Source organism: Sphingomonas sp. BL-S-28 (genome assembly GCF_055521515.1).
The window spans coordinates 3,878,178-3,903,687 of record NZ_CM145484.1 but is presented as its reverse complement, the minus strand read 5'-3'; the positions used below and the strand labels follow the sequence as shown (position 1 = coordinate 3,903,687).

The 25,510-nt window shown below is 65.1% G+C and carries 29 protein-coding genes; 15 read left to right on the top strand and 14 right to left on the bottom strand.

The annotated features are described in order from the left end of the window. Nucleotides 1-32 precede the first annotated feature (32 nt). The gene (locus tag ACZ1JC_RS26855) at nucleotides 33-1,349 is read left to right on the top strand and encodes an MFS transporter (RefSeq protein ID WP_465137262.1); all 1,317 of its coding nucleotides are present in this window, start codon (nucleotides 33-35) and stop codon (nucleotides 1,347-1,349) included. 21 nt (nucleotides 1,350-1,370) lie between these two features. Here the strand turns inward: ACZ1JC_RS26855 and ACZ1JC_RS26850 are convergent, their stop codons facing one another. From ACZ1JC_RS26850 to ACZ1JC_RS26840, 3 genes are all read right to left on the bottom strand, one after another. Continuing rightward, complete coding sequence (locus ACZ1JC_RS26850; protein ID WP_465137263.1) at nucleotides 1,371-1,709, bottom strand: ArsR/SmtB family transcription factor; 339 nt, start codon at nucleotides 1,707-1,709, stop codon at nucleotides 1,371-1,373. Next, nucleotides 1,706-2,206, bottom strand: coding sequence for an SRPBCC family protein (locus ACZ1JC_RS26845; protein ID WP_465137264.1), 501 nt, complete (start codon nucleotides 2,204-2,206; stop codon nucleotides 1,706-1,708). Before ACZ1JC_RS26845 ends, ACZ1JC_RS26850 begins: the two co-directional genes overlap by 4 nt. Nucleotides 2,207-2,278: 72 nt before the next feature. Further along, nucleotides 2,279-3,556, bottom strand: coding sequence for a cytochrome P450 (locus tag ACZ1JC_RS26840; protein ID WP_465137265.1), 1,278 nt, complete (start codon nucleotides 3,554-3,556; stop codon nucleotides 2,279-2,281). A 182-nt stretch (nucleotides 3,557-3,738) separates the two neighbouring features. On the opposite strand from ACZ1JC_RS26840, the gene ACZ1JC_RS26835 reads away from it, so the two are divergent. The 3 genes from ACZ1JC_RS26835 (at nucleotide 3,739) to ACZ1JC_RS26825 (ending at nucleotide 5,922) form a co-directional block, all read left to right on the top strand. After that, nucleotides 3,739-5,007 (top strand): amidohydrolase family protein, encoded by a 1,269-nt coding sequence (locus ACZ1JC_RS26835; protein ID WP_465137266.1) that lies wholly within the window; start codon nucleotides 3,739-3,741, stop codon nucleotides 5,005-5,007. 169 nt (nucleotides 5,008-5,176) lie between these two features. Next, entirely contained in the window at nucleotides 5,177-5,446 is a 270-nt protein-coding gene (locus ACZ1JC_RS26830; protein WP_465137267.1) for a hypothetical protein, read from the top strand. A 209-nt stretch (nucleotides 5,447-5,655) separates the two neighbouring features. After that, a complete protein-coding gene (locus ACZ1JC_RS26825; RefSeq protein WP_465137268.1) occupies nucleotides 5,656-5,922 on the top strand; it encodes a hypothetical protein in 267 nt (88 codons plus the stop codon). Nucleotides 5,923-6,148: 226 nt separating this feature from the next. On the opposite strand, the gene ACZ1JC_RS26820 is transcribed toward ACZ1JC_RS26825, so the two are convergent. The 7 genes from ACZ1JC_RS26820 to ACZ1JC_RS26790 all read right to left on the bottom strand — a co-directional run bounded on the left by ACZ1JC_RS26820 (nucleotide 6,149) and on the right by ACZ1JC_RS26790 (nucleotide 11,963). Continuing rightward, nucleotides 6,149-6,985: an alpha/beta fold hydrolase gene (locus ACZ1JC_RS26820; protein WP_465137269.1), complete on the bottom strand. Its 837-nt coding sequence runs from the start codon at nucleotides 6,983-6,985 to the stop codon at nucleotides 6,149-6,151. A gap of 210 nt (nucleotides 6,986-7,195) precedes the next feature. Then, entirely contained in the window at nucleotides 7,196-7,597 is a 402-nt protein-coding gene (locus ACZ1JC_RS26815) for a DUF1489 family protein (RefSeq protein ID WP_465137270.1), read from the bottom strand. Between the two features lie 103 nt (nucleotides 7,598-7,700). Beyond that, nucleotides 7,701-8,723, bottom strand: coding sequence for a zinc-dependent alcohol dehydrogenase (locus tag ACZ1JC_RS26810; protein WP_465137271.1), 1,023 nt, complete (start codon nucleotides 8,721-8,723; stop codon nucleotides 7,701-7,703). A gap of 357 nt (nucleotides 8,724-9,080) precedes the next feature. Further along, nucleotides 9,081-10,040, bottom strand: a complete 960-nt coding sequence (locus tag ACZ1JC_RS26805; RefSeq protein WP_465137272.1) for a right-handed parallel beta-helix repeat-containing protein — start codon at nucleotides 10,038-10,040, stop codon at nucleotides 9,081-9,083. Between the two features lie 482 nt (nucleotides 10,041-10,522). Further along, nucleotides 10,523-10,825 carry a hypothetical protein gene (locus tag ACZ1JC_RS26800; protein ID WP_465137273.1) on the bottom strand — a complete coding sequence of 101 codons (303 nt, stop codon included), beginning with the start codon at nucleotides 10,823-10,825 and terminating at the stop codon, nucleotides 10,523-10,525. After that, on the bottom strand, nucleotides 10,822-11,031 hold the full coding sequence (locus ACZ1JC_RS26795; RefSeq protein WP_465137274.1) for a type II toxin-antitoxin system antitoxin: 210 nt from the start codon (nucleotides 11,029-11,031) through the stop codon (nucleotides 10,822-10,824). The genes ACZ1JC_RS26800 and ACZ1JC_RS26795 overlap by 4 nt, the downstream gene beginning before the upstream one ends. A 20-nt stretch (nucleotides 11,032-11,051) precedes the next feature. Next, on the bottom strand, nucleotides 11,052-11,963 hold the full coding sequence (locus ACZ1JC_RS26790; protein WP_465137275.1) for an SPFH domain-containing protein: 912 nt from the start codon (nucleotides 11,961-11,963) through the stop codon (nucleotides 11,052-11,054). Nucleotides 11,964-12,350: 387 nt separating this feature from the next. Between ACZ1JC_RS26790 and ACZ1JC_RS26785 the strand changes: the two genes are divergently transcribed. The 3 genes from ACZ1JC_RS26785 (at nucleotide 12,351) to ACZ1JC_RS26775 (ending at nucleotide 14,230) form a co-directional block, all read left to right on the top strand. After that, on the top strand, nucleotides 12,351-12,527 hold the full coding sequence (locus ACZ1JC_RS26785; protein WP_465137276.1) for a DUF465 domain-containing protein: 177 nt from the start codon (nucleotides 12,351-12,353) through the stop codon (nucleotides 12,525-12,527). 103 nt (nucleotides 12,528-12,630) lie between these two features. After that, nucleotides 12,631-13,593: a TerC family protein gene (locus ACZ1JC_RS26780; RefSeq protein WP_465138479.1), complete on the top strand. Its 963-nt coding sequence runs from the start codon at nucleotides 12,631-12,633 to the stop codon at nucleotides 13,591-13,593. 88 nt (nucleotides 13,594-13,681) lie between these two features. Continuing rightward, nucleotides 13,682-14,230, top strand: a complete 549-nt coding sequence (locus ACZ1JC_RS26775) for an rRNA large subunit pseudouridine synthase E (RefSeq protein WP_465137277.1) — start codon at nucleotides 13,682-13,684, stop codon at nucleotides 14,228-14,230. 159 nt (nucleotides 14,231-14,389) lie between these two features. On the opposite strand, the gene ACZ1JC_RS26770 is transcribed toward ACZ1JC_RS26775, so the two are convergent. Then, nucleotides 14,390-15,331, bottom strand: a complete 942-nt coding sequence (locus ACZ1JC_RS26770) for an MJ0042-type zinc finger domain-containing protein (protein WP_465138480.1) — start codon at nucleotides 15,329-15,331, stop codon at nucleotides 14,390-14,392. Nucleotides 15,332-15,538: 207 nt separating this feature from the next. Here ACZ1JC_RS26770 and ftsE point away from each other — a divergent pair, with 207 nt between their 5' ends. The 4 genes from ftsE to ACZ1JC_RS26750 all read left to right on the top strand — a co-directional run bounded on the left by ftsE (nucleotide 15,539) and on the right by ACZ1JC_RS26750 (nucleotide 18,488). Then, nucleotides 15,539-16,252, top strand: a complete 714-nt coding sequence (gene ftsE, locus ACZ1JC_RS26765) for a cell division ATP-binding protein FtsE (RefSeq protein WP_465137278.1) — start codon at nucleotides 15,539-15,541, stop codon at nucleotides 16,250-16,252. A 47-nt stretch (nucleotides 16,253-16,299) separates the two neighbouring features. After that, on the top strand, nucleotides 16,300-17,202 hold the full coding sequence (locus ACZ1JC_RS26760) for a cell division protein FtsX (protein ID WP_465138481.1): 903 nt from the start codon (nucleotides 16,300-16,302) through the stop codon (nucleotides 17,200-17,202). A 27-nt stretch (nucleotides 17,203-17,229) separates the two neighbouring features. Further along, nucleotides 17,230-17,781: a YdcF family protein gene (locus ACZ1JC_RS26755; protein ID WP_465137279.1), complete on the top strand. Its 552-nt coding sequence runs from the start codon at nucleotides 17,230-17,232 to the stop codon at nucleotides 17,779-17,781. Nucleotides 17,782-17,858: 77 nt separating this feature from the next. Beyond that, a complete protein-coding gene (locus ACZ1JC_RS26750; RefSeq protein ID WP_465138482.1) occupies nucleotides 17,859-18,488 on the top strand; it encodes a lysophospholipid acyltransferase family protein in 630 nt (209 codons plus the stop codon). Between the two features lie 142 nt (nucleotides 18,489-18,630). Here ACZ1JC_RS26750 and ACZ1JC_RS26745 read toward each other — a convergent pair whose 3' ends face one another. The 3 genes from ACZ1JC_RS26745 to ACZ1JC_RS26735 form a co-directional block, all read right to left on the bottom strand. Further along, the gene (locus ACZ1JC_RS26745; RefSeq protein ID WP_465137280.1) at nucleotides 18,631-19,410 is read right to left on the bottom strand and encodes a transglutaminase-like domain-containing protein; all 780 of its coding nucleotides are present in this window, start codon (nucleotides 19,408-19,410) and stop codon (nucleotides 18,631-18,633) included. Nucleotides 19,411-19,482: 72 nt separating this feature from the next. Next, the gene (locus tag ACZ1JC_RS26740; RefSeq protein ID WP_465137281.1) at nucleotides 19,483-20,400 is read right to left on the bottom strand and encodes a prephenate/arogenate dehydrogenase family protein; all 918 of its coding nucleotides are present in this window, start codon (nucleotides 20,398-20,400) and stop codon (nucleotides 19,483-19,485) included. Beyond that, nucleotides 20,397-21,515, bottom strand: coding sequence for a pyridoxal phosphate-dependent aminotransferase (locus tag ACZ1JC_RS26735; protein WP_465137282.1), 1,119 nt, complete (start codon nucleotides 21,513-21,515; stop codon nucleotides 20,397-20,399). The genes ACZ1JC_RS26740 and ACZ1JC_RS26735 overlap by 4 nt, the downstream gene beginning before the upstream one ends. Nucleotides 21,516-21,985: 470 nt before the next feature. On the opposite strand from ACZ1JC_RS26735, the gene metX reads away from it, so the two are divergent. The 4 genes from metX (at nucleotide 21,986) to ACZ1JC_RS26715 (ending at nucleotide 25,404) form a co-directional block, all read left to right on the top strand. Continuing rightward, nucleotides 21,986-23,101 carry a homoserine O-acetyltransferase MetX gene (metX, locus tag ACZ1JC_RS26730; protein ID WP_465137283.1) on the top strand — a complete coding sequence of 372 codons (1,116 nt, stop codon included), beginning with the start codon at nucleotides 21,986-21,988 and terminating at the stop codon, nucleotides 23,099-23,101. 1 nt (nucleotide 23,102) lies between these two features. Beyond that, nucleotides 23,103-23,543, top strand: coding sequence for a GNAT family N-acetyltransferase (locus tag ACZ1JC_RS26725; protein ID WP_465137284.1), 441 nt, complete (start codon nucleotides 23,103-23,105; stop codon nucleotides 23,541-23,543). Beyond that, complete coding sequence (gene metW, locus ACZ1JC_RS26720; protein ID WP_465138483.1) at nucleotides 23,543-24,130, top strand: methionine biosynthesis protein MetW; 588 nt, start codon at nucleotides 23,543-23,545, stop codon at nucleotides 24,128-24,130. Before ACZ1JC_RS26725 ends, metW begins: the two co-directional genes overlap by 1 nt. A gap of 287 nt (nucleotides 24,131-24,417) precedes the next feature. Continuing rightward, nucleotides 24,418-25,404 (top strand): sterol desaturase family protein, encoded by a 987-nt coding sequence (locus tag ACZ1JC_RS26715; RefSeq protein ID WP_465137285.1) that lies wholly within the window; start codon nucleotides 24,418-24,420, stop codon nucleotides 25,402-25,404. Nucleotides 25,405-25,510 lie beyond the last annotated feature (106 nt).

The following is a 25,510-nucleotide window of genomic DNA, read 5'->3' as shown; positions in this document are numbered from 1 at the left end:
CGCAAAGGGCCGCCGGGAAAGGGAGCAGGAAAATGGATGCAGGCACCACAAGCATCGCGGGCGGGATCGGGAGCGACGTGAATCACGCCGTTCCCGCAGCCCCGGTGAAGTCCGGCCGTCATCGCTGGGTCGTCGTCGGGCTGCTCTTCGCGGCGACGGCGGTCAACTATATCGACCGGCAGATGATCGGCGTGCTGAAGCCGACGCTCGCCGGAGAGTTCGGCTGGACCGAGAGTGACTTCGCGGGAATCGTGTTCTGGTTCCAGCTGGCTTACGCCATCGGCTATCTCTCGTTCGGCAAAGTGGTGGACGTGCTGGGTGCGCGGCTGGGCTACACCATCGCCATCGTCATCTGGACCGTCAGCCACATGGCGCACGGCTTCGCCACCGGCGTTGCCAGCTTCGCGGCGGCGCGCTTCGGCCTCGGCATCGGCGAATCGGGCAACTTCCCGGCCGGCATCCGTGCCGTCACCGACTGGTTCCCCCAGAAGGAACGCGCCTTCGCGATCGGCCTGTTCAACGCCGGCGCGAACGTCGGCGCAATCATCACCCCGCTGCTGGTGCCGCTGCTGGTGCTGTGGTTCGACTGGCGCGCGGCCTTCTTCGTCACCGGCATTTTCGGCATCGCCTGGCTGGCGGCATGGTGGGCGATGTATCGCCACCCCCTGAAGCATGGCCGCGTCTCGGCCGAGGAACTGGCGTGGATCCAACAGGACCCTGCCGACCCGGTGGAGAAGATCGGCTGGGGGCGCCTGCTGACGGTCAAGGAAACCTGGGCCTATGCTCTGGGCAAGTTCCTGATCGACCCGATCTGGTGGTTCTTCCTGTTCTGGCTGCCCGGCTATCTGTTCGAACGCTACGACCTCGACCTCAAGACCTTCGGCCTGCCGCTGGCGGCGATCTATCTGATCTCCGACCTGGGCAGCGTCGGCGGCGGCTGGCTCTCTTCCAAGCTGATCAAGGCGGGCCGCACCCCCAACTTCGCCCGCAAGGTGACGATGCTGATCAGCGCGCTCTGCGTCCTGCCGATCTGGTTCGCACAATCGATCGACAGCGTCTGGATGGCAGTGCTGATCATCGGGCTGGCAACGGCCGCGCATCAGGCCTTTTCCGCCAATCTCTACACGCTGCCGTCGGACATGTTCCCGCGCGGCGCGGTGGGGTCGGTGGTCGGCATCGGCGGCACCGTGGGCGCCTTGGGCGGCATGGGCATGGCGCTGTTCGCGGGCTACATCCTCGACGCCACGCACAGCTATCAGGTGCTCTTCGCGATCTGCGCGAGCGCCTATCTGCTGGCGCTGGCCGTCGTTCACATGCTGAGCCCGAAGCTGGAGCAGGCGAGCGTTTGACCGGAATGGCGGCGGGGGCCCTTAGTGGTCCCCGTCCTCTACCAGAGCGCGTAGTCTTTCCAACCGCGCGTCCCAGTCTGCCGAGACCCCGCCCAGATAGTGCCGCACCGTCTCAAACCGCTCCGGCCGCAATTGCCAGTGGCGATCGCGGCCGACGCGGAAGCTTTCCACCAAGCCCGCTTGCTCCAGCACCCGCAAGTGTTTGGTCAGACCCTGCCGCGAAACCGCCAGTTCGGCGCTGTTCAGCCGCAGGGTCGAGAGCGGACCCTCCGCCCCCAGCCGCGTGACGATGGATAGCCGGCACATGTCACCCAGCGCCGCGAAAACCGGCGCGGTGCCCTGCAAGTCTCCGCCGATCACGCTGTGCCCGGATCTGTCTGCAACAGGTACTTGCCGATAAGCCGGGACTGATGTTCCCACCCACCGCTGTTGGCGTTGAAGGCATCCACCCGCCGGTCGGCCGGGATCTGCGCGAAGCCGGATTCGGTGATCGTCAGCCGAGTGCCGCCCTCCGCATCCCCCAGTTCGAAAGTCACGAGCGTCATCGGCTCATCGTCGTAGTTCCGCGCGGGATCGATGGCGAAGGGGTGCCAGCGGAACGCAAACAACGTCATCGGCTCGATCCGCTCGATGCGAAACCGTGCGGGCTTGCCGCGATGCGGCTCCTGCATTTGCGCGACCTCGGGATCGACCTGGGTGGGCACGATCCTGCCGGTGGCATCCTGCCCGGCCACGAAAGGCCTGTCGAATTCCATGCCGAACCACGCGCCGAAGCGGGCGGAATCGCTGATGGCGTTCCAAACGCGCTCGCGGCTGGCGCGCAGCACGACGGTCTTCTCGATGCGGTCTTGATCCATAAGCAACCTCCTGGTTGCTCCTTGCCTACCACGTGGCAGTGGCAGGGGCAACCGATCGGTTGCGTATGGGCCTCAGTTCACATCCCAGACGATCGGCAGGTTGCGGATCGAAAGCAGGCCAGGGAACACCGTGGTGTCCGCCCCCGGCTTCACCCGGAACGGGGGAATCCGCTTGAACCATTCCTCCAGCAGCACGCGCAATTCGCGCCGGGCGAGGTGTGCGCCCAGGCAGATGTGCACGCCGCCCACGAAGGTGAAATGGCGGTTCGCCTTGCGCTCCGGATCGAATTCACGCGGGTTTTCGAAGCGGGCGGGGTCGAAATTGCCGGCGGGGTTCAGGCAGGAGAACGAATCGCCCTTGCGCACCTGAATCCCGTGCCACTCGAAATCCTTCGTCGCCGATCGGGCGCTGGACAGGATCGGCTGGGTGCGCAGGAATTCCTCGACCGCCGAATTGATCAGTTCCGGATTCTCGCGGATGCGCCGTTGCAGATCGGGCTGCAGCGCCATGCGGCGGAACATCTGGGCGATGGTGGCGGCCACGGTATCGAGCCCGCCCAGCCAGAGGAACCAGACCATGCCGATCTTCTCGTCCTCGGTCGGCGCGCGGCCTTCGATCTTGCCGTGGACGATGGAGGAGACGAGATGCTCGTCGGGATTGGCCTCCTTCTCGGCGATGAAGGCACGCAGGAAATCGAGCACGCCGCGCAGCGCCGCCTGCATCTTTTCCAGGCTGCCGGAATGGAGAATGTCCCACTCCCAATCGAGGAACTGGTCGAACTTCTCGTCCGGAAAGCCCATCAGCCCCATGAAGATCCGCACCGGGAACACCCGCGCGAAGTCCCAGGCCATGTCGACCTCGCCCTTCGTTTCGATGGCGCCGATCATCTCGTCCACCACGTGGCGGATGCGCGGTTCCAGATCGCGGGTGATCCGCGCCGGGCTGAAATAGGGCATCAGGTAGAGCCGGTACTTCTGATGGTCCGGCGGATCGATGGCGAGGGGGATGGACTTGAAGGTCTCCCCGATCAGGCGCTGGAATTCGGCGGTTCCGGCGTTCGAGAAGTGGTCGTTGTCCGAATAGACGCGCTCGATATCCTCGTAATGCGTCACCACCCAGTTGCCGCGTCCCCGGCCGCTGATCGCGCCCAGGCCGTGCATGGCAGGCGGGTTGTAGAGCAGGCGCGGAATGTCATCCCCGGCCAGCCAGCCCATCGGCTCGTACGGGTCCACCAGATCGTTGGGCACGGTGCCCATCGCGAAGCCAAGGTCGACGATGCGGTCCTTCGGCACATTGTCCGGCGCATCGAAATCGACACGGATATCGTCGAGCGTCTGCATTTGTGGCATGATGTTCTCTCCCGAGAGCATGGATGCCCGGACGGCCCCTTCGCGGCAAGGCGAAGTGAGACTGCTGTATCATAGCAGCGCGGGCCAAAGACCATTCATCGTCTCGGCGTTGGGCTCATCGATTGATTGCAGCCCCGTGGGTTGCGACATGAGTCCCCAATACGTTTTTGGGAGATACGGCCATGGCCGACGCAGACACCAAGGAAATGAAGGACTCGGCACGCAAGTACTGGTCCTCCGAAGGCTACACCAAGGGCGGCGTGATCCGCGAGGTGGACTACGCCACCCAGTCCGGCGGGCTCGACCCGTCGCTGGAAGGGATCAAGATAGTCGATACCGACACGCACCTCAGCGAACCGCCGACGCTGTTCACCGACCGCGCGCCGATCGGCCTGAAGAGCAAGATGCCGTTCGTGAAGCGCGATGCCGATGGCGTCGACCGCTGGTACATCGGCGATCGCAACTGCGGCTCGCTGGGCGGCAACGTGATCCGCAAGGACAACAACAAGCTGCTCGGCCGCCTTGCTTTCCCGACGCTGGAAGAAGCGCATCCGGGCGGTCACGAGATTGCCCCGCGCCTTAAGGCGATGGACGACATGGGCGTCTATGCGCAGATCTGCTTCCAGAACTCGGGCGTCACCCAGGCGGGCATGCTGATGACGCTGGGCGACGACGATCTGGCCGTCACAATCATGAAGACGTTCAACGATTTCAACGCCGATTATCAGCGTGAATCGGGCGAACGCCTGTTCCCGATGGCGCACCTGCCGTTCTGGAACAAGGCGGAGATGGAGAAGGAAGCACGCCGCTGCATCGACATGGGTCTGCGCGGCTTCGTGCTACCCGACACGCCCGAGCGCGTGGGCGTGCCCAGCTTCAACCATGAATACTGGACGCCTTTCCTGGAGATGATCGACGCCGAAGGCATCTCGCTCAACTTCCATCTCAACGCCGCGATCGATCCGAACACGCTGACCTGGGAAGGCTTCCAGTTCGAGCAGACGCTGTCGGTCGTCGCGACGATGTTCTCGATCGGCAATGCGGCGACGCTGGGCAACTGGATGGTCTCGGGCCGTCTGGACCGCCACCCGAACCTCAAGATCGGCCTGATCGAAAGCGGCATGGGCTGGGTGCCCTTCGCGGTGGAAGCGCTGGAGCACCAGTTCCAGGAAATGCTGCCCAGCAAGCGCAACGTGCTGAAGAAGCAGCCCTGGGACTACTTCCGCGATCACTTCATGTGCACCTTCTGGTTCGAAAAGATCGCGCCCAAGCTGCTGCTGGAAACCATCGGCGTGGAGAACGTGATGTTCGAAACCGACTTCCCGCACCCCACCTCGCTCTATCCGGGCGTGCAGGCACACATCAAGGACGTGCTGGGCGGCTACGACTTCGCCACCAAGAAGAAGGTCCTGCAGGACAACGCAGTGCGGTTCTACAAGCTGCCGTTCTGATTTTTGGATTGAACCTCAAGAAAAAGGCCGGGGGCGGGCAACCGCTTCCCGGCCTTTTCTTTTGGGTGCGGCAGGGCTGGCGCAACGCCGCATCGTCGTCATGTGCTTCCGTAAGAATGCAAGGCATTCTCGTCGTCGTCGCGGGAGGGAGACACTTTCGGACAATTTGATGCGGGAACGGCAAAGCGCTGCGACATCCACCCGTCACAACGGCAGCATCGATTTCCTTAGAGAACGGGGTGCACCGCCGATGATCCGCCTTTTGCCTGCTCTGGCCGCCGTGGCCGCTTCATCCTCGCTTGCCTACGGCATTGCCCCCAAGCCGTCGGAACCTGCACGCGAGACCCACCGCGCCGAGGCGCCGGCCATCATCGGCAACGACAGACCGATTTTCCTCGGCCGCATGACCGTCACTGCAACGGCCCTGCCGTCGAATTGATGGAACGCTCCCAAGGGAGCGACCATTTGGCATTGCCTGCCTGACGCTGATCGGCGGTCTACAAGGTTCAATCTAAAAGCGGACAGTCGCCAAGCGCCCCATTTGGGCCGTTCAATTGCCTGGTGGCGCTTCCCGAAAGCAGCCGGTAAGCTAAGTCGATGACAGCATTCCCAGGAGCGCTACGCCCGTCGGCATTCGGATTTGCTGCGTTGGTCGCAATCGCTTCGTCATCTCTGCAAGCCGCACCCCAGATGCCGCTGGCAGCAGGAACCGACGCGCAGTTGAGTTTGGTGAAAGCGGCAGCGAAAAAGTGCGGATTCCGGCGTTTCCGCGTCGGGGAGAGCGCATTCTCGTATAGGTATCTCTATACTGACGACGATCTCGGGTCCTATCCCTGCATCAAAAGCTGGCTGAAAAAGTCGGCACGAGGCATCGGCCTTGCACCTCGTTACGAAGGTGATGCCTACGAGCGCTGAAAAGCACAACGTCCGCTATCTACGACCCGTTTCCTCAGAGCGCCATGTCAGCAATCCCACCCATCTCAGCCATACAAAGGCCGAACGGGCGGTAAGCCCGCACCTCAAACCCCGTCATCCCCGAGAAGGCGGGGATCCCGCTTGTTCTTGCGCGCGTGGCGAAAGGCAAGCCGGGCCCCCGCCTGCGCGGGGGCGACGGAGCGTGAGGCAAGCGGACGACGCGCGATCAGCTCTTGATGAATTCCAGCAGATCGGCGTTGATCGTATCCGCGTGGGTGGTGTGCATGCCATGCGGGAAGCCGGCGCGGACCTTGATCGTTCCGTTGGGCAGCAGTTCCACCGACTTGCGCGAGGCATCGTCGATCGGCACGATCTGGTCGTCGTCGCCGTGCAGGCAGAGCGTCGGCACGGTGATCGCCTTCAGATCTTCGGTCTGGTCGGTTTCGGAGAAGGCCTTGATCCCTTCGTAATGCGCCTTGGCGCTGCCGATCATGCCCTGCCGCCACCAGTTGTCGATGGCGCCCTGGATCACCGTCGCGCCCGGGCGGTTGAAGCCGTAGAACGGGCCGGCCGGCACATCGATGTAGAACTGCGCGCGGTTGGCGGCGAGGGCGGCGCGGAAACCGTCGAACACCTCGATCGGCAGGCCGCCGGGGTTGTCGGGCGTCTTCAGCATCAGCGGTGGCACCGCGCTCATCAGCACCGCCTTCGCCACGCGCCCGGCCGGCTGGCCGTGCCGCGCGACATAGCGGGCGACTTCGCCGCCGCCGGTCGAATGGCCGATGTGGACGGCGTTCTTCAGGTCCAGGTGCTCCACAACGGCAAAGGCGTCGGCAGCGTAGTGGTCCATCGTGTGCCCCTCGCTCACTTGCGAGGATCGGCCGTGGCCGCGCCGGTCATGCGCGATTACGCGGAAGCCCTGGCCCAGGAAGAACAGCATCTGCGCGTCCCAGTCGTCGGCCGAAAGCGGCCAGCCGTGATGGAACATGATCGGCGGGGCATCCTTCGGGCCCCAGTCCTTGAAGAAGATGTCTACGCCGTCCTTGGTCGTGACGAAGCTCATGGCACGGTCCTTTCCATTGCGTTGGGGAGAGTGGAAATGGCACGGGGGCTCGAATATCGCCGCGTAAGTGGCGGCAACATCGAAGAATTCATGGCTTATGGGGCGACGGGCGAAAGCTAGTGAAGGTGCGGCGAGCTTGCAAGCGCAAGCGGGAAGGCGAACGCGACGGGGCGGGCCTTGCGCGCCGCAGGCCGTTGCGGAAAGCGGCGGTCAGACCAGCCCGAGCTTCGCCAGTTCGCGGGCGAGGGCAGGGGGCATGGCGTCGCCGGCGGTTTCGCCTTCACCCAAATCGCGCGGGGCGTCCTTCTCGGCCAGATAGCGCCAGCCCTGATGCGCGCGCTTGGGCTGGGTGACCACCGGGATCAGCGCGGGGGCAAGCCGGATCCACCAGCGCCCGTCCTCGCGCTGTTCGAAGCCGAGGATCGGCGATCGGCCGATCAGCGCATGTTCGTAGATCCAGTAGAGCGATCCGCCCACCATCTCTTCCTGCCGCTTGGGCAGATAGCGCGTGGTGAGGCGCGCCTCGCCGATGTCGCCGTGGCTTTCCAGCCATGCGCGAAGGTCCGCCGGGCTGTCGGCGGAGAAGGCGATCTTGGTCATGTGCAGCGGCATGACCGTTAGATAGGATGCGGGGCGGAGAGAGGCCAGAGGCCTGTTGCCAAAACATGGGGCGAAGGCGCGCGGCCCCCGCCCCGTGTCGTCGGGAGCGGTATGCTTACAGCGTCAGCGCGACGCGGCCGTCGATCCGGCCATGGCGCAGATCGTCGAGTACCTCATTCACATCTTCCAGCGGTCGCGCGGCGACTTTCGCCTTCACTTTGCCTTGCGAGGCAAAGGCAATGGCCTCGTCCAGATCGTAGCGGGTGCCGACGATCGAACCGCGAATGGTGATGCGCTTCAGCACCACGTCGAAGATCGGCGTGGGGAAGTCGCCCGGCGGCAGGCCGATCAGGCTGACGGTGGCGCGGCGGCGGGCGCAGGCGATGGCCTGCGAAAAGGCGGCCGGGGATACGGCGGTGACGATCACGCCATGGGCGCCGCCGCCGGTCTCGCGCTGGATCTTGGCGACCAGTTCGGGATCGGTGGCGTCGAAGGCCAGTTCGGCGCCGAGGTCCTTGGCCAGCTTCAGCTTGGATTCGCCGATGTCGATGCCGATGACGTTCAGGCCCATGGCCTTGGCGTATTGCACCGCCACGTGACCCAGCCCGCCGACGCCGGAGACGACCACCCACTGGCCGGGCCGCGCCTCCGTTTCCTTCAGGCCCTTGTAGACGGTGACGCCGGCGCAGAGGATCGGTGCCATCGACACGAAATCCACGTCCGCAGGCAGGCGGCCGACGAAGGGCGCGGCGGCGATCACGTATTCGGCATAGCCGCCGTTGACCGAATAGCCGGTGTTGGCCTGCTTTTCGCAGAGCGTTTCCCAGCCCGTCTCGCAATATTCGCACTCACGGCAGGCATGGTGCAGCCAGGGCACGCCCACGGCATAGCCTTCCTTGAGATCGGTGACGCCCGCGCCCAGCGCGACGACATGGCCCACGCCTTCATGCCCGGGGATCAGCGGCAGCGATGCCTTGACCGGCCAGTCGCCGTCGATGGCGTGAAGGTCGGTATGGCATACGCCGCTGGCCACCACTTTCACCAGCACTTCGCCGGGGCCGGGGGTGGGGATCGGCACTTCCTCGATGGTGAGCGGGGCGCCGAATTCGCGGGCGACGGCTGCGCGCATGGTCTGCATCGGATCTCTCCTCGATCTCGTTACCGCGAGGGGGGAACTCGCGGGTGTTTCGGATGCCGGGCAGCTTCGTCGTGAGATGCGAAGATCGGGCCCGGACAGGCTGCGACCCATCCGCAAACAGTCTTAGGCCGCGCCGTAAAATCGAGGCAACAGGGCGCGCCGGTGCGGCACGCAGTCTATGCCGAAGGGTGTTTCATCCCTGCGACAGTTGGGTTTGCTTGAAAATCCGCGACGCGCGGATTTTGCGGCACCGGCCCACTCCCCCACCCGACCACCCACGAGCGTATCCTAATGGGTGGTCGGGTGGGGGAGTGGGCCGGTGCCGCTTCCGGACGTCAGTCCGGACAAATAAGCCGTTCAACGCTTCTCGTAGCGCGCCAGGCCCGGCCCCAGAACATTGGCGCCCAGCTTCACCGCATCGCCCGACCAGTCCGCCACGAAAGCGCTCTTGCGGTCCAGACCCGGCGCGAAGCGGGCATTGTTGCCGTCCACCACCAACCCTTGCGAGGGGTGGTTGCGATGCTCTGCGGCGACGGCGATGAAGGCGGAGTAGTTCTCCTTGTCGCGCCCCTGCACGAACCAGTTGTTGACGATGCGCCCGGTGGCGCCATCGGCAAGGTCGATCATGTAATTGGTGCCGCGCCCGGCCGAATCGTCGAAGCTGCAGTCGCTCACTTCGATGCGTGCCGCACGGCTCTTGAGATAGTGGCCGCCGGTGCCCGCCTCGAACCGGCTGCGGGTGACGGTGAGGCTGCCGTAGTTGCCGACATAGATCGAATGCGCGCAGCCCGAACCCTCGCACGTGCCAAGGCGGCTGAAGGTGGACTTGTCGATGGTGATCGTGCCCTGCTGGTCGTCGCCGGTCAGCAGCCCCTGCTCGCTGTCACGGAACCACGCCTGCGATACGGTGAGACTGCCGTGTTCCAGGCGGATGCCCGCGCCGTTCTTGTCGCCCACGCGGATGTTGGCGAAGACCATGCCGTCCACATGCGCGCCGCGCCCGCGCAGCACCAGCGCCGCCTTGTCCTCGCAAGCGACACCGTCAAGGATCGACTGGCCGGGGACCGAGGCCTGATAGGTGACCTCGCCTTTGTTCTGCACGGCGCAGTCGGCAAAGCGCATCGAGGCGAAACGGATCGTGCCGCGCCCATCGCCGATCGCGTCCACCGCGTCCTGAAGCCGCGCATAGCTGCGACCTGTCTCGACCACGCTGTAGGGTGCAGTGGCAGTCTGGGCCTGCGACAGCGAGGCGGGCAGAGCCAGAAGCGGCAAGGCAAGGAGCGGAAGAGCGGGCGCGATTCGGGCGATGCGGTTCATGCGAAGGAGACTAGCGGCTCTCGCGCCGGTTGGCGCAAGTCACTTTGCCAGCGTCTCTTTGCGGGACAGGCAGGGCGAGCAAGCCGGCCCCGTTAACATCCGCCCCACATCCAGGATTTCCGATGGCGCCTTAAATAAAGGCGATGATCGAAATGACCAAGATGTCCTTCGATAACGACCGTGCTTAATATTTTTTCCTGAAATTTAACCATACAAATGTGGGAGATAGTGCTCTGCATCAATAAAGAATCACTCTTGTTTTATTGATAGCGATACCATAGTTTTTCTTCGCAGTCTTCCGGGGCATCTTCCCTCCGCAGCCTCTGGAAGATTCGGTGCCGGCGGGGCTCCTTCGCCTCCTAACCCCCCGCGCGTTTATGGGGTCTCGCCGGCATTATTGTCCTATTGCCGTATTTGCCTTTTGCATTGCCCGGCCCCGTGATTGCCTTGGCACAAGCCGGGCAATCACGGGGCCGGGTGCTTCAATCCTTTCTGCCCCACCGCCATTTCCAGCCGCCGCGCGTGCGGCGGGCGACGATGACGAGGAACAATCCCGTCGCCAGCAGGAACAGCACGAAGGCGGCGATACGCGGTCCACTTATGCCTTTGTCGATGCCCATGCGATTGAGCAGGCTGATCCCGGCGAGCGAGGCGACATAGCCCGCGACCACCAGCCAGCCCTGCCAGGCAATCGGCAGGCCCGCGCCATAGCCATGGCGTTTGGCGGCGAACCATGCGCCGTCGTTAGTGGAGGCGTCGATCGAAGGGGGCGTCTTGTCCGTCATGTTTCATCCTCCTGCTTCGGCGGGCGGCCGCGTCTTGCGGGTTCGCTGGTCGCCACATTCACGCCGCGCCGGGCCAGGGCCTCTCGCAGCAGCACTTCGACTTGGGCGTTGATCGAGCGGAAGTCGGCCGCCGCGCAGCGTTCGAGCGCGGCGTGGAGCGCCGGATCGATCCGCAGCGGAAAGGCCTTCTTTGCCGGGCTAGGCATGGCTATGGGACATGGCGTGATTACTGGTACAGCGTGCCGGCGTTCACCACCGGCTGGGTGTCGCGCTCGCCGCAGAGCACCACCATCAGGTTGGACACCATCGCGGCGCGGCGTTCGTCGTCGAGTTCGACCACGTTCTTTTCGGAAAGCTGCGTCAGCGCCATTTCCACCATGGAAACAGCGCCTTCCACCAGCTTGCGCCGCGCGCCGATCACCGCTTCGGCCTGCTGGCGGCGTAGCATGGCGCCGGCGATTTCGGGCGCATAGGCAAGGTGGGTCAGGCCGCATTCGTCAACGGTGATGCCGGCCACGCGCAGCCGCTCGATCAGTTCGGCGCGCAGTTCGGCGTTCACTTCCTCGTGGCTGCCGCGCAGGGTGATCTCGGCATGCTCGACGTCGTCATAGGGATAGCGCGATCCGATCGAGCGCACTGCGGCCTCTATCTGCACTTCGACGAAGGCCTTGTAATCGTCCACGTCGTAGAGCGCCTGCGCGGTGTCGGCCACGCGCCAGACCACGTTGGTGGCGATCTCGATCGGATTGCCGCGCAAGTCGTTCACTTTCAGCTTTTCGGACACGACATTGTTCGCGCGGACGGAGATCTTGCGCTTGGCCATCCACGGCCAGGTCCAACGCAGGCCGGCATTGCGGTCCGTGCCGCGGTACGATCCGAACAGAGTGACGGCCACGGCCTGATTCGGCTGGATCATGAAGAAGCCCGACGCGATCAGCACTTCGCAGACCACGGCAGGCAGGATGAACCCCAGAAAGGCGAGCACGGTGCCGCCGCCGGGATTGCCGCTGGCCAGCGTGATCACGCTGAACACGATGGCGGCCAGCAGCACCAGAAACACGCCCAGCATCAGATAGCCGCTGGTGCTGCCGGCGGCGCTTTCGCGGCTGGCATTGATGGGAAGATGCGACTCGGACATCGGCGGCTCGCTCCATTTAATTTGATATCACTTTAATATCGAATTCATGTGCGGGGTCAACCTGCCGAATTTCCTCCATTTCTCGCCGTCGGTTGGCCACGCGGCGGGTGTGACGGCGGCGGCGGACGGACGCAGAGGCGGGCCGAATGGTCAAAAGCATACGTATCCGGGGTTGAAATCGGATCGATTCGCTCATATTGGGTCCGTGCGGGCCGGGCCCCTCTGGCGCGGCGCCTCATAACAGGCGCCACGTGATGTCGGACCGCATCGGGTTGATCCCCGGTGCAGGTTTCCGAGTGCCCCTTCAAGGCCCCGTCAGCTCGGCAACCAGAATGTGCCGTCGGGATCGTCCGATCGAACCAACCTTTGTTCGATAGGGATGCTGTTATGACCGACCGTATGTTCCACCTGCTTGAGCGCTTCCAGATGCTCGACGCCCAGTTGCGCCGTGCGCAGGGCTCGACGCGCCGTAATCTGTTTCAGATCGCGGACTTGGAGCGAAGGAAATTGAGAATAAGGGCCAGGCTGGCCCGGCTGTTCGTCCCCCCGACGGCCGTAGTGTAAGCCTGTAACCCTCGCGCCGGCGCGCTGCCCCCCATGTACGCGCCGGCGCTTCCTTCCTTCATTGGCATGGACATGATCCGAGGAACTCCTTTTCGCTGATTGGCTGGGCACCCCGGCCTGGTTCTGGCTGGCCTTTGCCGGCCTCGTTTTCGTACTTACCGCCTTTGACCTCGGCTTCCTGCACAAGGATGACCGGGAGATGGGCATTGCCGAATCGCTTAAGCTTTCGGTCTTCTACATCGCCATCGCCGTCGTGTTCGGCGGCTGGGTGTGGTGGGCCAAGGGATCGGCCGACGGTATCGCCTGGTACACCGGCTATTTTCTGGAGAAGGCGCTTTCGATCGATAACGTCTTCGTCATCTCGATGATCTTCGGCTTCTTCGCCATCGCGCCCAAGTACCAGTACCGCGCGCTGCTCTGGGGCATCATCGCGGTAATCCTGCTGCGCGGCCTCATGATCGCGGGCGGCGTGGCGCTGGTCTCTCAGGCGCACTGGGTCATGTATATCTTCGCCGCGTTCCTGGTCTTCACCGGCGTGAAGATGCTGTTTTCCGGCGATCATGAGCCTGATGTTGCCCACAACCCGGTGGTCCGCTGGATCTCCCGCCACATGCGCGTGACCAAGCAGCACCACGGCCATCACTTCTTCGTGAAGGAGGCGAACGACGCCGGCCGCATCGTCTGGGCCGCGACGCCGCTGTTTCTGGCGCTCGTAGTGATCAACCTGGCTGACCTGGTGTTCGCGGTGGACTCGGTGCCGGCGATCTTCTCGATCACCACCGATACGTTCATCGTCTACACCTCGAACATCATGGCGATCCTCGGCCTGCGCGCGCTCTATTTCGCGCTGGCGGCGATGGTGCACCGCTTCCACTACCTGAAGTATGCGCTGGCTATGGTGCTGGTGTTCATCGGCGGCAAGATCCTGGTGGCCGAACTGCTGCTGGATGGCGCCAAGTTCCCGCCCTTGCTGAGCCTTGGCGTCACTGTAGGCCTGATCGGCGGCGGCGTGGGTTGGTCGCTGTGGAAGACGCGCGGGCAAGAGACGGAAAACGGCCACGCTTGATTGAGGGAGGCGCGCTGCGTTTGTTTTTCGCATTTTCCAAGTCGTCAGGCGACTTCACCTGACTTGAAAATGCTCTAGGGAAAACCGGATGGCGCGCCTTATCCTCTTCAACAAGCCCTTCGATGTCCTGCCGCAGTTCACCGACGCGCGCTCTCCTACCCCGCGCGCGACGCTGTCGGACTATATCGACGTACCCGGCGTCTACCCCGCCGGGCGGCTGGACCGTGACAGTGAGGGGCTGATGCTGCTGACCGACGATGGCCGCCTGCAGGCGCGCATCTCCGACCCGCGCTTCAAGACGGCGAAGACTTATCTGGTGCAAGTGGAGGGTGAGCCGGACGAGGCGGCGCTGGCCGCGTTGCGTAAGGGCGTCGTGCTGAACGATGGCCCGACCCGCCCGGCCGAAGCGCGGCGGATCGATCCGCCCGAACTCTGGCCGCGCAATCCGCCGGTGCGCTTCCGCAAGACGGTGCCGGACTGTTGGATCGAGCTGACCATCCGCGAAGGCCGCAACCGGCAGGTGCGGCGCATGACGGCAGCCGTCGGCCATCCGACCTTGCGGCTGGTGCGTTGGGCGATCGGCGGCTGGTCGCTGGACGGCATCGCGCAGGGTGAGTGGCGCGAGATTTCGGTTTGAAAATTTCCTTACCGTAAAACCACTTCGTCGCCCCCGCGAAGGCGGGGGGCCCGCTTACTTGCGGCACGCCGCCGACGTAGCAGAAGAAGCGGGATCCCCGCCTGCGCGGGGATGACGGATGTATTTAGCGTGTCTTGTATAGGCGGGGCAGCCCCCCGATCAATCCGGCTTCCAGCCGATCTCGGCGGCAGAGGCGGACTTGGGAATGTCGGTCAGGGCTTCGTTCACGGTGATCGCCTCGCCCGGCTTCAGCTTGCGCTTGGAAGGGACGACTTCCTTTTCGTAGACGATGCGGTCGCGCTTGTCGCGCAGCACCACCAGTAGCGAAGGCACGTAACGCGTCTCGCTGCCGGTATTGCTGATCGTGCCCGAAACCGAGAAGAACTCGCTGCCGTCGGGCAGGGGCTTGCGATCCTGTCGCTTGCGCGGGAAGTCCAGTTGCAGGTCGGGCTGCGCCTGCGAGAAGGTCTGGCGCGGGATCGGCAGCCAGTCCGGCAACCCGCCGAAGGCCACCGCGCCGGTCAGCGCCAGGGTCGCGCCCGCGAACACGACCGAGGCGATTGTCGCCAGCTTGGCCCAGTTGCGGCGCGGGCGGAACGGCGGTGCGAAATCGAAGCTGGACGGGCCCTCGTCCGCATAGTGCGGCATCGTGGTGTCGTCGTAATAGCCTTCGCCGCCGTGGCCCTTGCGCCCGGCCGCGCCGGAGGGTGAGGGCGGAGAGGCGCGCAGCGGATCGGCTTCCTCGTCCTCGGCAACCGGCTGGGGCACGCGTACTGCCGGTGCGCGTGGCGGCACCGAGAAGCCCGGGCGGGGCGCGGAACTTGGCTGCTGCGGGGCCGGCGCAGGCTCGGCCGCAACGGGTGCGGGCGCTGACGGTTGCGGCGCAGCGGCAGGTTGAGGCTGAGGCGCAGGCGTTGGGGCGGGAGCCGCGGCCGGCGCGGGTGCGGCAACCGCCTCCGCAGCCAGCACGTCCGCCACTTCCGGGCCATCCTGAAACCAGCTGTGGCGGCACTTGGCGCAGCGCACGGTGCGGCCATCGATACCGATCGCGCTGTCCGGCACGGCATATCGCGTAGAGCAGGCTGGGCAGGCGATAATCATAGTCACAAAACTATAAGCACGACTGGCTTGCCCCCGACAAGCGCCAGACCTGTGGGCACAGGGCGGAGCGCCCTTTTTTCCACATTGAATGCGGGTTAGGTGATCGCAAAATGGCCTCTTGGCGCATTTTCAAACCGACTCTATCACGCTTCCGGTCGCCCGTTCGGATCGACTTGCCCTCAGATTAGGCCCCTAGACCAGACGAGCATGACCGCGGACGGCGAAATCATCCACTTCGACAATGTCGGCCTGCGCTATGGCACTGATCGAGAGGTGCTGAGCGACCTGACGTTCACGCTGTTCGCCGGGCGGTTCTATTTCCTCACCGGGGCCAGCGGCGCGGGCAAGACCTCGCTGCTGCGGCTGCTCTATCTGGCCCAGCGCCCGTCGCGCGGGGCGATCCGCATGTTCGGGACGGACGCGATCACCCTGCCGCGCGCGCGCCTGCCGATGCTGCGGCGGCGGATCGGCGTGGTGTTTCAGGACTTCCGCCTGATCCCGCACCTCTCCGCCTTCGACAACGTGGCGCTGCCGCTGCGCGTCGCCGGCCATCAGGAGCGCGACATCTTCGGCCCGGTGCGCGACATTCTGGAGTGGGTTGGCCTTGCCGACCGGCTGGACGCCCGCCCCGCCACGCTTTCGGGCGGCGAGCAGCAGCGCGTTGCCATCGCCCGCGCCGTGATCGCGCGCCCGGCGATGCTGGTGGCGGACGAGCCGACCGGCAACGTCGATCCCGAAATGGCGCAAAAGCTGATGCGCCTGTTCGAAATGCTCAACCGGCAGGGCACCACCGTGGTTGTCGCCACGCACGATCTGGACCTGCTGCGCAAGGTGTCCGACAGCCTGATCATGCGGCTCGATCGCGGGCGGCTGTCCGATCCCACCGGCGCGCTGCGCTATCCGCCCAGGAAGCCGGCATGATCTTCGGCCCCCTTTCCGGAAAGCCCGCGGAAGACGGCGCCCCGCGCATGGGCTGGCGGCGGCTGGGCGTGCGCGGTGCCGAACTGGTGCCGCAGGCGCGCATGGCTGGGCCGATGCCCTGGGTGATCGCGATCATGGTGGCGCTGACCGCCATCGCACTGGCCGCCGGTCTGGCGCTGGGCAATGCGATCACGTCCGCCAAGGCGGAGATCGAGGGCGGCGTTACCGTTCAACTCCTCGAACCGCGCGAGGATGTGCGCACGCGCGAGGCGAAGGCCGCTGCCGATGCACTGAAGCGCCAGCCGCATGTCGCCGGGCTGCGTCAGGTGCCGCAGGCCGAACTCGACGCGCTGATCGAACCCTGGTTGGGCGCCGACGTGGGGGAGGCGACCAATGCCTCCATCCCCGTGCCCGCGCTGATCGACGTGCGGCTGGACGGTCCGGCCACTCCGGCGAGGCTGAAGGCGCTGCAGCAGGCGCTGACCAAAGTGGCGCCCTCTGCCCGCGTCGATGCCCAGTCGGGCTGGTTGAAGCCGGTGTTCGACGCGATGATCTCGCTGCAGGTTCTGGCCATCGCGCTGGTTGCCCTGCTGGCCTTTGCGCTGGCGGCGGCGGTCCTGCTGGCGGCGCGGTCGGCACTGGGCGCCAATCGCGAGGTGATCGAGATCGTCCACCTCTTGGGCGGCACCGATACGCAAGTCGCCCGCGTGTTCCAGCGATCGATCGGCTTCGATGCGGCGGGCGGCGGCACCGTGGGGCTGGCGTTGGCCTTGGTGGTGATCCTGTCGATCGGCCGCCGTTTCGGCGGGCTGGGCGCCGGGCTTGTCGATAGCGGCGCGCTGATATGGACCGACTGGCTGCTGCTGGCGCTGGTGCCGCTGCTGTCCACCCTGCTCGCCATGCTCACGGCACGATTCACGGTGCTGCACGCGCTGCGCAAGATGCTATAGTGCGCATAAGCTATTAGATATCGTATCATGTTCCGTCGCACTGCCGCCTTTATCCTGCTGTTCTGGCTGTTCGGCTTCGTCTGGTTCGCCGTCGCGCTTCCGGATGCGCTCGACATGTCGGTGAAGACCGATGCGGTGATCGTGCTCACCGGCAGTCGCGGGCGTATCGAACGCTCGCTGGACGTGCTGAAGGAGCGCCGCGCGCCGCGCCTGCTGATCTCCGGCGTGGACCGCGAAGTGCGCCCCGGTGAACTCGCGGCGGAATACCGCATTCCCGACGCACTGATGAAGTGCTGCATCACGCTGGGCTACCAGGCCTACGACACGCGCTCCAACGCGCTGGAGGCCGCGGACTGGGTGAAGCGGCATGGAATCCGGTCGATCCGGCTGGTCACGGCGGACTGGCACATGCGCCGCGCCGCTTACGAACTGGCCCGCGAATTGCCCAAGGGCGTGGTCATCCGCGAGGATGCCGTGCCGTCGCGCCCCAGCCTTGGCACCCTGTTCCTAGAGTTTCACAAGTATTTCGGGCGCATGGCGCTGGATACCTGGAACCGTCCACCCTGGAAGAAATCTTGAACCGCACCGATTCTGGAACGTCGCCGCTCGACGTGATCCGCAGCCTTGCCTTCTATCTGGTGTTCTATCCGGGCACGATGGTCTGCGTCCTGCTGGTCTGGCTGGCCGCGTTCGCGGGCGATGGGCCGATGCGCCGCCGGGTGCGCGGGTGGGCGCGGTTCCACCGTTTCTGCTGCCGCTGGTTGCTGGGGATCAAGCTGCGGATCGAGGGGCAATTGCCCGATGAGGGCGTGTTGGTGGCGCTGAAACACGAAAGCTTTTTCGAAGCGATCGACCTGCCCGCGATGATGAGCTACCCGGCGCCGTTCCCGAAGGCGGAATTGATGGACCTTCCCGGCTGGGGCTGGGCGGCAAGCCGCTACGGCGCGGTAACGGTGATGCGCGACGAGGGCGCCAAGGCGCTGCGGGCGATGGTCTCCTCCGCGCGCGGTTTCGCCGCGCAAGGGCGTCCGCTGGCGATCTTTCCGGAAGGCACGCGCGTGCCGCACGGGAAGGTGGTGCCGCTGCAATCGGGCTTTGCCGGGCTCTATAAGCTGCTGAACCTGCCGGTAGTGCCGGTGGCGGTGGATTCGGGGCAATACTACCACCGGCTCTGGAAGAAGCGGGGTACGGTGGTGATCCGGGTCGGCCAGCGCATCGAACCCGGCCTGCCGCGCGAGGAAGTAGAAGCGCGGGTGCAGCAAGCGATCAACGCGCTGAACGGGTGAGGGGGGCTATCCCTCACACCCTACACCCCGTCGCCCCCGCGAAGGCGGGGGCCCCGCTTGTTCTTTCTGGCGAGGCTGGAGCAAGTAAGCGGGATCCCCGCCTTCGCGGGGATGACGAAGAATGCGGGAGGGAAGATGGTGCTCAGTCCGCCTCGCTCACGTCGACCGACTGGCTGATCATCTCCACCGGTGCATAGCTGGTCAGGAACGCCACCGCCGCCGCATCGGCCCCGACGCCGATCTTGGCGGTGCTTTCGGGCCTGCTCATGCCGGTGGCGTCGACCAGATGCCACGCCCCGTCCAGAAACACTTCGGCCACCGCGTGAAAGTCCTGCGGTTCGACGCCGAGCGCATAGACGCTGGCAAAGCGGGCGGGGATCGCGGCGGCGCGGCACAGGCTGATGACGAGGTGGGCATAATCGCGGCAGACGCCTTCGCCGGATCGGAAGCTGTCGGCCGCCGTGGTCTGGGCGTCGCTGGCGCCGGGCGTATAGGCCATGTGGCCGGAAACCCAGTCGCGGATCGCGGTCACTTTTGAGCCGCCACCCAGCGTGCCGAAGCGCTCCAGCACGAAGTCCTGAAACCGGTCGGACGGGCAGAATCGGGAGGGCAGCAGGTAGTCCACCGTCTCCGCCGGCAACATGTGCGGTGGCAGCGCGGCGAGGCCGTCCAGCGGGGCGAGCAGCCGACATGGCTCTACCGTGGCGGTATATTCCACCGTCAACGTGCCGGAGAGATGGAGCCAGAGCCGGTCGCCGATATCGTCATGCCCCGGCAGCCGCGCGAAATGTTCCAGCGGAGGCAGCGCGATATGCGCGTGATGCACCACCTGTTCCGGGATCATCGCCGCCTCCAGTTGCAGGAGCACGTCGGTGGGGCCGGGCAGGCTGTATTCAAGCCGGGTGGTAATCGCGAGCTTCATCGGCATGGGCTCCGAGCGGAGGACTTATCCGCTCAAAGCGCCAGCAAGGTTCGGGCTCCCGTTACCGGAAAACTATTTCCCGTTCTCGTGATCGTTGCGGCCGAAGTCGGGTCGGGAATCGTCCTGGCCTTCGTCGATGATCGAGCGGCGGATCGTGCGCGTGCGCTTGAACTGGTCGAACAGCGCATCGCCGTCGCCCACGCGGATCGCGCGTTGCAGGGCGGTCAGGTCCTCGGTGAAGCGCTGCAGCATCGTCAGCACCGCGTCCTTGTTGGACAGGAACACGTCGCGCCACATCGTCGGGTCCGAAGCGGCGATGCGCGTGAAATCGCGGAAGCCGCCGGCCGAATACTTGATCACCTCGCTCTGCGTAACATCCTCAAGGTCGGACGCGGTGCCGACGATGGTATAGGCGATCAGGTGCGGCAGGTGGCTGGTGACGGCGAGAACAAGGTCATGATGCTCGGGCGTCATGATCTCGACATTGGCGCCGAGAGCCTCCCAGAAGCAGACGAGTTCGCTCAGCTTCACCATGTCCGTGGTGGCGGGCGGGGTGACGATGCACCAGCGGTTGCGGAACAGGTGCGCAAAGCCGGCGTCGGGGCCGGAATTCTCGGTGCCGGCCACCGGGTGCGCGGGGATCACCATGTGGTCGGGCAGCGCCGCGCCAAGGTCCCGCGCGATGGCCTGCTTGCTGGAGCCGACGTCGCTGACCAGGCAATGCGCGGGCAGGGCATCGCGCACTTGCTCGGCCGCCATGCCCATCGCGCCCGGCGGCACGCAGAAGATGACGAGATCGGCGTCGCGCACGGCATCGCCCGGCGTCTCGCAGACCTCGTTCACCAGACCGCGCTCGGCGGCGCGGGCGCGGTGGGCGGGGCTGATGTCGTAGCCGGTGGTGCGCGCTTCGGGCAGGTATTCCTTCACGGCAAGGCCGATGGAGCCGCCCTGCAGGCCAAGCCCGATGATGGCGATAGTGTTCAGGCTCATCGTGCGGCTTCCGCCATTGCGCGCAGGCCTTCGGCGATCGCGTCCATATCCTCGGGCTTGCCGATGGTGATGCGCAGCGCTTGCGGCAGGCCTTGCCCCGGCAACCAGCGGACGATGTAGCCGCGGTCGGCCAGACCCTCGAACGCCGCTTCCGCTGTCAGCGCGCCTTCGAACAGCACCAGCACGAAGTTCGCCTGCGTCGGCAGCGGGCGCAGCCCGTGGTTGCCCAGCGCCGCCAGCTTGCCCACGAAACGGGCGCGCTCGTCGCGGTTGTGGACGCGGCTCGCCTCGACGAAGGCATCGTCGGCCAGCGCCGCTAGCGCCATGGCCTGCCCGGTGGCGGAGACGTTGAACGGCCCGCGAATGCGGTTGAGCGTGGCGACCAGCCCCGGCGCGCCGGTGGCCCAGCCGATGCGCTCACCCGCAAGGCCGAAGATCTTCGAGAAGGTGCGCGTCACCAGCACATTGTCATGCGCAGCGGCGAGCGCCAGCGAACCGTCGTCATCCTCCGGCGCGACATATTCGCCGTATGCCTGATCGAGCACCAGCAGCACGTCGGCGGGCAGGCCAGCATGCAGACGGGCAATCTCGCCGCCCGGCAGGAAGGATCCGGTGGGGTTGTTCGGATTGGCCACGAAGACCACGCGCGTACGCTCGGTCACCAGCGCCAGCAGCGCGTCGACATCGGTGCCGAAATCGGCATCGGGCGCGACAATCGGCGTCGCGCCGCAGCGCCGCGCGGCAATGTCGTAGACCGAGAAGCCATAGCGCACGTAGATCACTTCGTCGCCAAGGCCGGCATAGCCCTGCGCGGCCAGGTTCAGCAGCTCGTCGGAGCCGGTGCCCATCACCACGCGCGCGGCGTCGAGCCCGTGCTTGGCGGCGATCGCGGCGCGCAGCGCGGTGCTGTCCGGATCGGGATAGAGCGCCGGCGCCTGCGCCCGCGCATCGAGCGCGTGCTGGCTAGTGCCCAGCGGGTTTTCGTTGGCGGACAGCTTGATCAGCGGCTTGCCGTCCTTGCCCTTCGACTTGCCGGGCACATAGGCATGGATCGCGTCGATCCACGGCTTGGGCTGCGGGGCTTGGCGGGTGCTGATGGTCTGGCTGTCGGTCATGATGGCCCGGCCTTTAACCCAGCGGGGCGGCGAAGGACAGGGGGCGATTTCGGCGTGGGGGAACGGATCGATCCGGCGCTGGGCTGCCGCTCGTCACAATGCTGCGCCGTTCCTGAGCCAAGCTTCCGACATATTACTCCGTCGCCCCCGCGAAGGCGGGGGCCCGCTTATTCTTGTTCTTGTTTGCGGCGTGGCAAAAAGGAAGCGGGATCCCCGCCTTTGCGGGGATGACGGAGTTTGGGTTGGCAGGACTTGTTGAAAGTGCTCCTTCGGCCCCACTCCGCTCATCCTGAGCTTGTCGAAGGATGTGGGCCCAGCGCTACGCCTCCGGGGGCTTCGACAAGCTCAGCCTGAGCGGGGTTGGAGACGGCCACGCAGGTAAAGTAACGAAAATGCGCACCCGCGCACTTTTCAAACCGGCCAGAACAATTGACAGCGGGAACACCGTCCCCCACTTGGCTCAGTTCATCATGGCTACCACGCAGATCACCGACTCCAGTCAGGTTCTCGAACTGACCCAGCCGCTCCCGCTCGATGGCGGGCAGAGCCTTCCCGGCGTGCGCATCGCTTACGAGACGCACGGCACGCTCAATGCGGCGAAGGACAACGCGATCCTGATCTGCCACGCGCTTACCGGGGACCACCACGTCGTCTCCAACCATCCCAAGACCGGCAAGCCCGGCTGGTGGGTGCGCATGGTTGGCCCCGGCAAACCGATCGATACCGATCGCTTCTTCGTGATCTGCGCCAATGTCATCGGCTCCTGCATGGGCTCCACCGGGCCGGCCAGCCTGGCCGAAGACGGCAAGCCTTGGGGCATGCGCTTCCCGGTGATCACCGTGCGCGACATGGTGCGCGGCCACGTCGCCCTGCTGGACGCGCTGGGGATCGGCAGCCTCTATGCCGTGGTCGGCGGATCGATGGGCGGGATGCAGGCGCTCAGCCTTGCCGCCAACTTCGCCGATCGCACGCGCGCGGCCTTGGTGATCGCCTCCACCGCGCGCCACTCCGCGCAGAACATCGCGTTCCACGAAGTCGGCCGCCAGGCGATCATGGCCGATCCGGAATGGCGCGAGGGTGCTTACTACGATCACGGCAAAGGCCCCGAAAAGGGCCTCTCCGTCGCGCGCATGGCCGCGCATATCACCTATCTGTCCGAAGCGGGGCTGACCGAGAAGTTCGGCCGCCGGCTGCAGGACCGTGAGGAAAAGACTTTCGGCTTCGACGCCGATTTCCAGATCGAGTCCTACCTGCGCTATCAGGGCCTGGCCTTTACCGACCGCTTCGACGCGAACTCGTACCTCTACATCACCCGCGCGATGGACTACTTCGATCTGGCCGAGGAACATGGCGGGTTGCTCGCCAATGCTTTCGCCAAGTCGAAGGCGCGCTTCTGCCTCGTCAGCTTCGATACCGACTGGCTCTACCCCACGGCGGATTCGCGCAACGTGGTCCACGCGCTCAATGCCGCCGGCCTGCCGGTGAGCTTCGTCGAACTCTCCGCCCCGTTCGGGCACGACTCGTTCCTGCTGGACGTGCCGGCGCTGGACCGCGTGGTCGAAGGCTTCCTGGGTGAAGGCCGCTGAGATGCCCGAAATCGAACTGAGCGACGATGCATCGCGGCTGGACGTTGCCCGCATCCACGGCTGGCTGACCTCCAGCTACTGGACCCCCGGCGTCGAGCGCGCGCAAGTGGAGCGCCAGATCGCCGGATCGCACTGCCTGGGCGCGTACCTGCCGGATGGCACGCAGGTCGGCTTCGCGCGCGTGATCTCTGACCGCGCCAGCTTCGCCTGGCTGGCCGACGTCTGGGTGGATGAGCCGGCGCGCGGGCAGGGCCTTGGCCGCCGCATGGTCGGCTGGTTCCTCGACAACGCGGACTATGCCGATATTCGCCGCTTCATGCTCGCCACCAAGGATGCCCACGGCGTCTATGCCAAGCTGGGCTTCAACCCACTGGTGCGGCCCGACCGGCTGATGGAGCGGCTGTCCGGGCCTTTCGCCGCCATTCTGCAAACGGATTCCTGATCATGCTGCGTCCCGATCTCGCGGTGATTGCCGCCAATGTCGCGCCGGGATCGCGCGTGCTGGACGTCGGCTGCGGCGACGGCACGCTGATGCAGGCGCTGCGTGATGACAAGCGCTGCGATGCGCGCGGCATGGAACTCGATTCCCATGATGTCGGCGTCTGCGTCGGCAAGGGGCTCTCGGTGATCCAGGGCGATGCCGACAAGGATCTGGCGTTCTATCCCGACCAGTCGGTGGACTACGCGATCCTTTCGCAGACCCTGCAGACGACCATGCGGCCCGATGTGGTGCTGGAAGAACTGCTGCGCATCGGCCGCCGCGCCTTCGTCAGCTTCCCCAACTTCGCGCACTGGCGCGTGCGCGTGTCGTTGCTGTGGGGCGGGCGGATGCCGGTCACGCGTCTGTTGCCGGTGCCGTGGTACGCCACGCCGAACATCCACCACTTGACCGTGGAAGACTTCCGCGAACTGGTGAAGGAACGCGGGATCAAGGTGGAAGGCGCGTGGTTCCTTTCGGGCGACAAGAAGTGCAGCGACGCCGCCGCCAACTTCCGCGCCGAACATGCGGTGTTCCTGCTCTCGCGCTGATTTTTTGAAAATCCACTGAGGGCGGATTCGGGGGGGCGCCAGCCCGCGCCCTCACGAATGCCCTGCTGGGGCATTTTCCAACCCAACAACGATTCGCTGCGATTGCGCAGAGGCCAGCCCCGGCGCGGCCTGCGGATTGGCGTGTGCGCAACAAATATGCGAGAATGGCGCCGAAACTGCGATTCTTCGCACCTGCAATATGATCTGGACGAACCATTGCGTTCGTATTACGATGCCTTCAATTAGTATTACTGATGCGGGCAGCCTAGTATTACGGGGTCAGGGGTATGGACGGAGTTCTGGTTGGTAAGAGGCTGATAGGCACCCAATCGCCGGTCACCGTGGGGTGGGAAAACGTCCCCCGCGTGGAAGGCGGTCCGGTGAAGCAATTCATCTTCACCTGGTTCCAGCCCACCGTCCTCTTCGCGCTGCTGGCGTTCTGGTACTACGCCCCCAATTCCATCGCCAAAGCATCGACCGCCATTGCCATCGGCATCGGTTTCAAGGTGCTGCTGATGGCCATGGAATGGTTCTTCCCGCGCCATGAAAGCTGGCAGATCACCTGGAAGGAAGTCACTGTCGACCTGTTCTATGTCGGCCTTGGCTATACCGCGCTGAGCCTGGTGGAAAACTACATCGGCGACGGCGTGATGACGGAAGCGATCCAGCACGCGTTCAACTGGGAAAAGTTCGGCTGGTTTACCGGTCTTCCTCTGCTGGTGCAGGCGTTCCTGATCCTGTTCATCTTCGATTTCGGGCAGTATTGGATGCATCGCGGGATGCATAACTGGTATCCGCTCTGGCTCAGCCATTCGGTGCACCACTACATCACCCAGTTGAACATCAACAAAGGCGCGGTGGGAAACCCGACCGAACTGTTCCTGATCGGCCTCGGTTTCGGCGGCTTCTTCGATTTCCTGCCGCGCGCGGCGCTGCTGGCCGGCAGTTTCGGCATGGCCGTCGGCGCCTACCAGCACATCAACGTGCGCTTCAATTCGCCGCGCTGGTGGCGGTTCCTGTTCAACACCACCGAACACCACAGCGTCCACCATTCGCGCGACTATGAAGCCAGCCGCAGCAACTATTCCAACACCTTCATCTTCATCGATCGCATGTTCGGCACCTGCATCGATGGCGAGGCGGAACTGCTGGGCATGGAAGGCGGCCGCCGTATGTCGATCCGCGAACAGATGACCTTCCCCTTCACCGAAGCGTGGAAGACGATGAAGGAACGCTTCCGCCGGGAAGATCCGGTCGCGGTTCCTGCCGAGTAACGCCTGCCGGGCAGCGGGACCGGCCCGCCCTTTCACAAACTATTCCAGCTGCTCAGGCCGGGTCGCCCATGACCGGTTCGGCCCGAGTGCTGTCGCCAAGAAACGC

What these genes read in the sequence shown, in the direction of transcription:
- ACZ1JC_RS26835 (WP_465137266.1), top strand. Translation starts at nt 3,739, where the DNA reads ATGGCCGACGCAGACACCAAGGAAATGAAGGACTCGGCACGCAAGTAC.
- ACZ1JC_RS26840 (WP_465137265.1), bottom strand. Translation starts at nt 3,556, where the DNA reads ATGCCACAAATGCAGACGCTCGACGATATCCGTGTCGATTTCGATGCG.
- ACZ1JC_RS26805 (WP_465137272.1), bottom strand. Translation starts at nt 10,040, where the DNA reads ATGAACCGCATCGCCCGAATCGCGCCCGCTCTTCCGCTCCTTGCCTTG.
- ACZ1JC_RS26845 (WP_465137264.1), bottom strand. Translation starts at nt 2,206, where the DNA reads ATGGATCAAGACCGCATCGAGAAGACCGTCGTGCTGCGCGCCAGCCGC.
- ACZ1JC_RS26770 (WP_465138480.1), bottom strand. Translation starts at nt 15,331, where the DNA reads ATGATTATCGCCTGCCCAGCCTGCTCTACGCGATATGCCGTGCCGGAC.
- ACZ1JC_RS26790 (WP_465137275.1), bottom strand. Translation starts at nt 11,963, where the DNA reads ATGTCCGAGTCGCATCTTCCCATCAATGCCAGCCGCGAAAGCGCCGCC.
- ACZ1JC_RS26760 (WP_465138481.1), top strand. Translation starts at nt 16,300, where the DNA reads ATGGGCTGGCGGCGGCTGGGCGTGCGCGGTGCCGAACTGGTGCCGCAG.
- ACZ1JC_RS26815 (WP_465137270.1), bottom strand. Translation starts at nt 7,597, where the DNA reads ATGCCGCTGCACATGACCAAGATCGCCTTCTCCGCCGACAGCCCGGCG.
- ACZ1JC_RS26745 (WP_465137280.1), bottom strand. Translation starts at nt 19,410, where the DNA reads ATGAAGCTCGCGATTACCACCCGGCTTGAATACAGCCTGCCCGGCCCC.
- ACZ1JC_RS26855 (WP_465137262.1), top strand. Translation starts at nt 33, where the DNA reads ATGGATGCAGGCACCACAAGCATCGCGGGCGGGATCGGGAGCGACGTG.
- ACZ1JC_RS26740 (WP_465137281.1), bottom strand. Translation starts at nt 20,400, where the DNA reads ATGAGCCTGAACACTATCGCCATCATCGGGCTTGGCCTGCAGGGCGGC.
- ACZ1JC_RS26800 (WP_465137273.1), bottom strand. Translation starts at nt 10,825, where the DNA reads ATGACGGACAAGACGCCCCCTTCGATCGACGCCTCCACTAACGACGGC.
- ACZ1JC_RS26775 (WP_465137277.1), top strand. Translation starts at nt 13,682, where the DNA reads ATGGCGCGCCTTATCCTCTTCAACAAGCCCTTCGATGTCCTGCCGCAG.
- ACZ1JC_RS26830 (WP_465137267.1), top strand. Translation starts at nt 5,177, where the DNA reads ATGCGGGAACGGCAAAGCGCTGCGACATCCACCCGTCACAACGGCAGC.
- ACZ1JC_RS26755 (WP_465137279.1), top strand. Translation starts at nt 17,230, where the DNA reads ATGTTCCGTCGCACTGCCGCCTTTATCCTGCTGTTCTGGCTGTTCGGC.
- ACZ1JC_RS26715 (WP_465137285.1), top strand. Translation starts at nt 24,418, where the DNA reads ATGGACGGAGTTCTGGTTGGTAAGAGGCTGATAGGCACCCAATCGCCG.
- ACZ1JC_RS26820 (WP_465137269.1), bottom strand. Translation starts at nt 6,985, where the DNA reads ATGAGCTTCGTCACGACCAAGGACGGCGTAGACATCTTCTTCAAGGAC.
- ACZ1JC_RS26785 (WP_465137276.1), top strand. Translation starts at nt 12,351, where the DNA reads ATGACCGACCGTATGTTCCACCTGCTTGAGCGCTTCCAGATGCTCGAC.
- ACZ1JC_RS26735 (WP_465137282.1), bottom strand. Translation starts at nt 21,515, where the DNA reads ATGACCGACAGCCAGACCATCAGCACCCGCCAAGCCCCGCAGCCCAAG.
- ACZ1JC_RS26795 (WP_465137274.1), bottom strand. Translation starts at nt 11,031, where the DNA reads ATGCCTAGCCCGGCAAAGAAGGCCTTTCCGCTGCGGATCGATCCGGCG.
- ftsE (WP_465137278.1), top strand. Translation starts at nt 15,539, where the DNA reads ATGACCGCGGACGGCGAAATCATCCACTTCGACAATGTCGGCCTGCGC.
- ACZ1JC_RS26725 (WP_465137284.1), top strand. Translation starts at nt 23,103, where the DNA reads ATGCCCGAAATCGAACTGAGCGACGATGCATCGCGGCTGGACGTTGCC.
- metX (WP_465137283.1), top strand. Translation starts at nt 21,986, where the DNA reads ATGGCTACCACGCAGATCACCGACTCCAGTCAGGTTCTCGAACTGACC.
- ACZ1JC_RS26750 (WP_465138482.1), top strand. Translation starts at nt 17,859, where the DNA reads ATGGTCTGCGTCCTGCTGGTCTGGCTGGCCGCGTTCGCGGGCGATGGG.
- ACZ1JC_RS26810 (WP_465137271.1), bottom strand. Translation starts at nt 8,723, where the DNA reads ATGCAGACCATGCGCGCAGCCGTCGCCCGCGAATTCGGCGCCCCGCTC.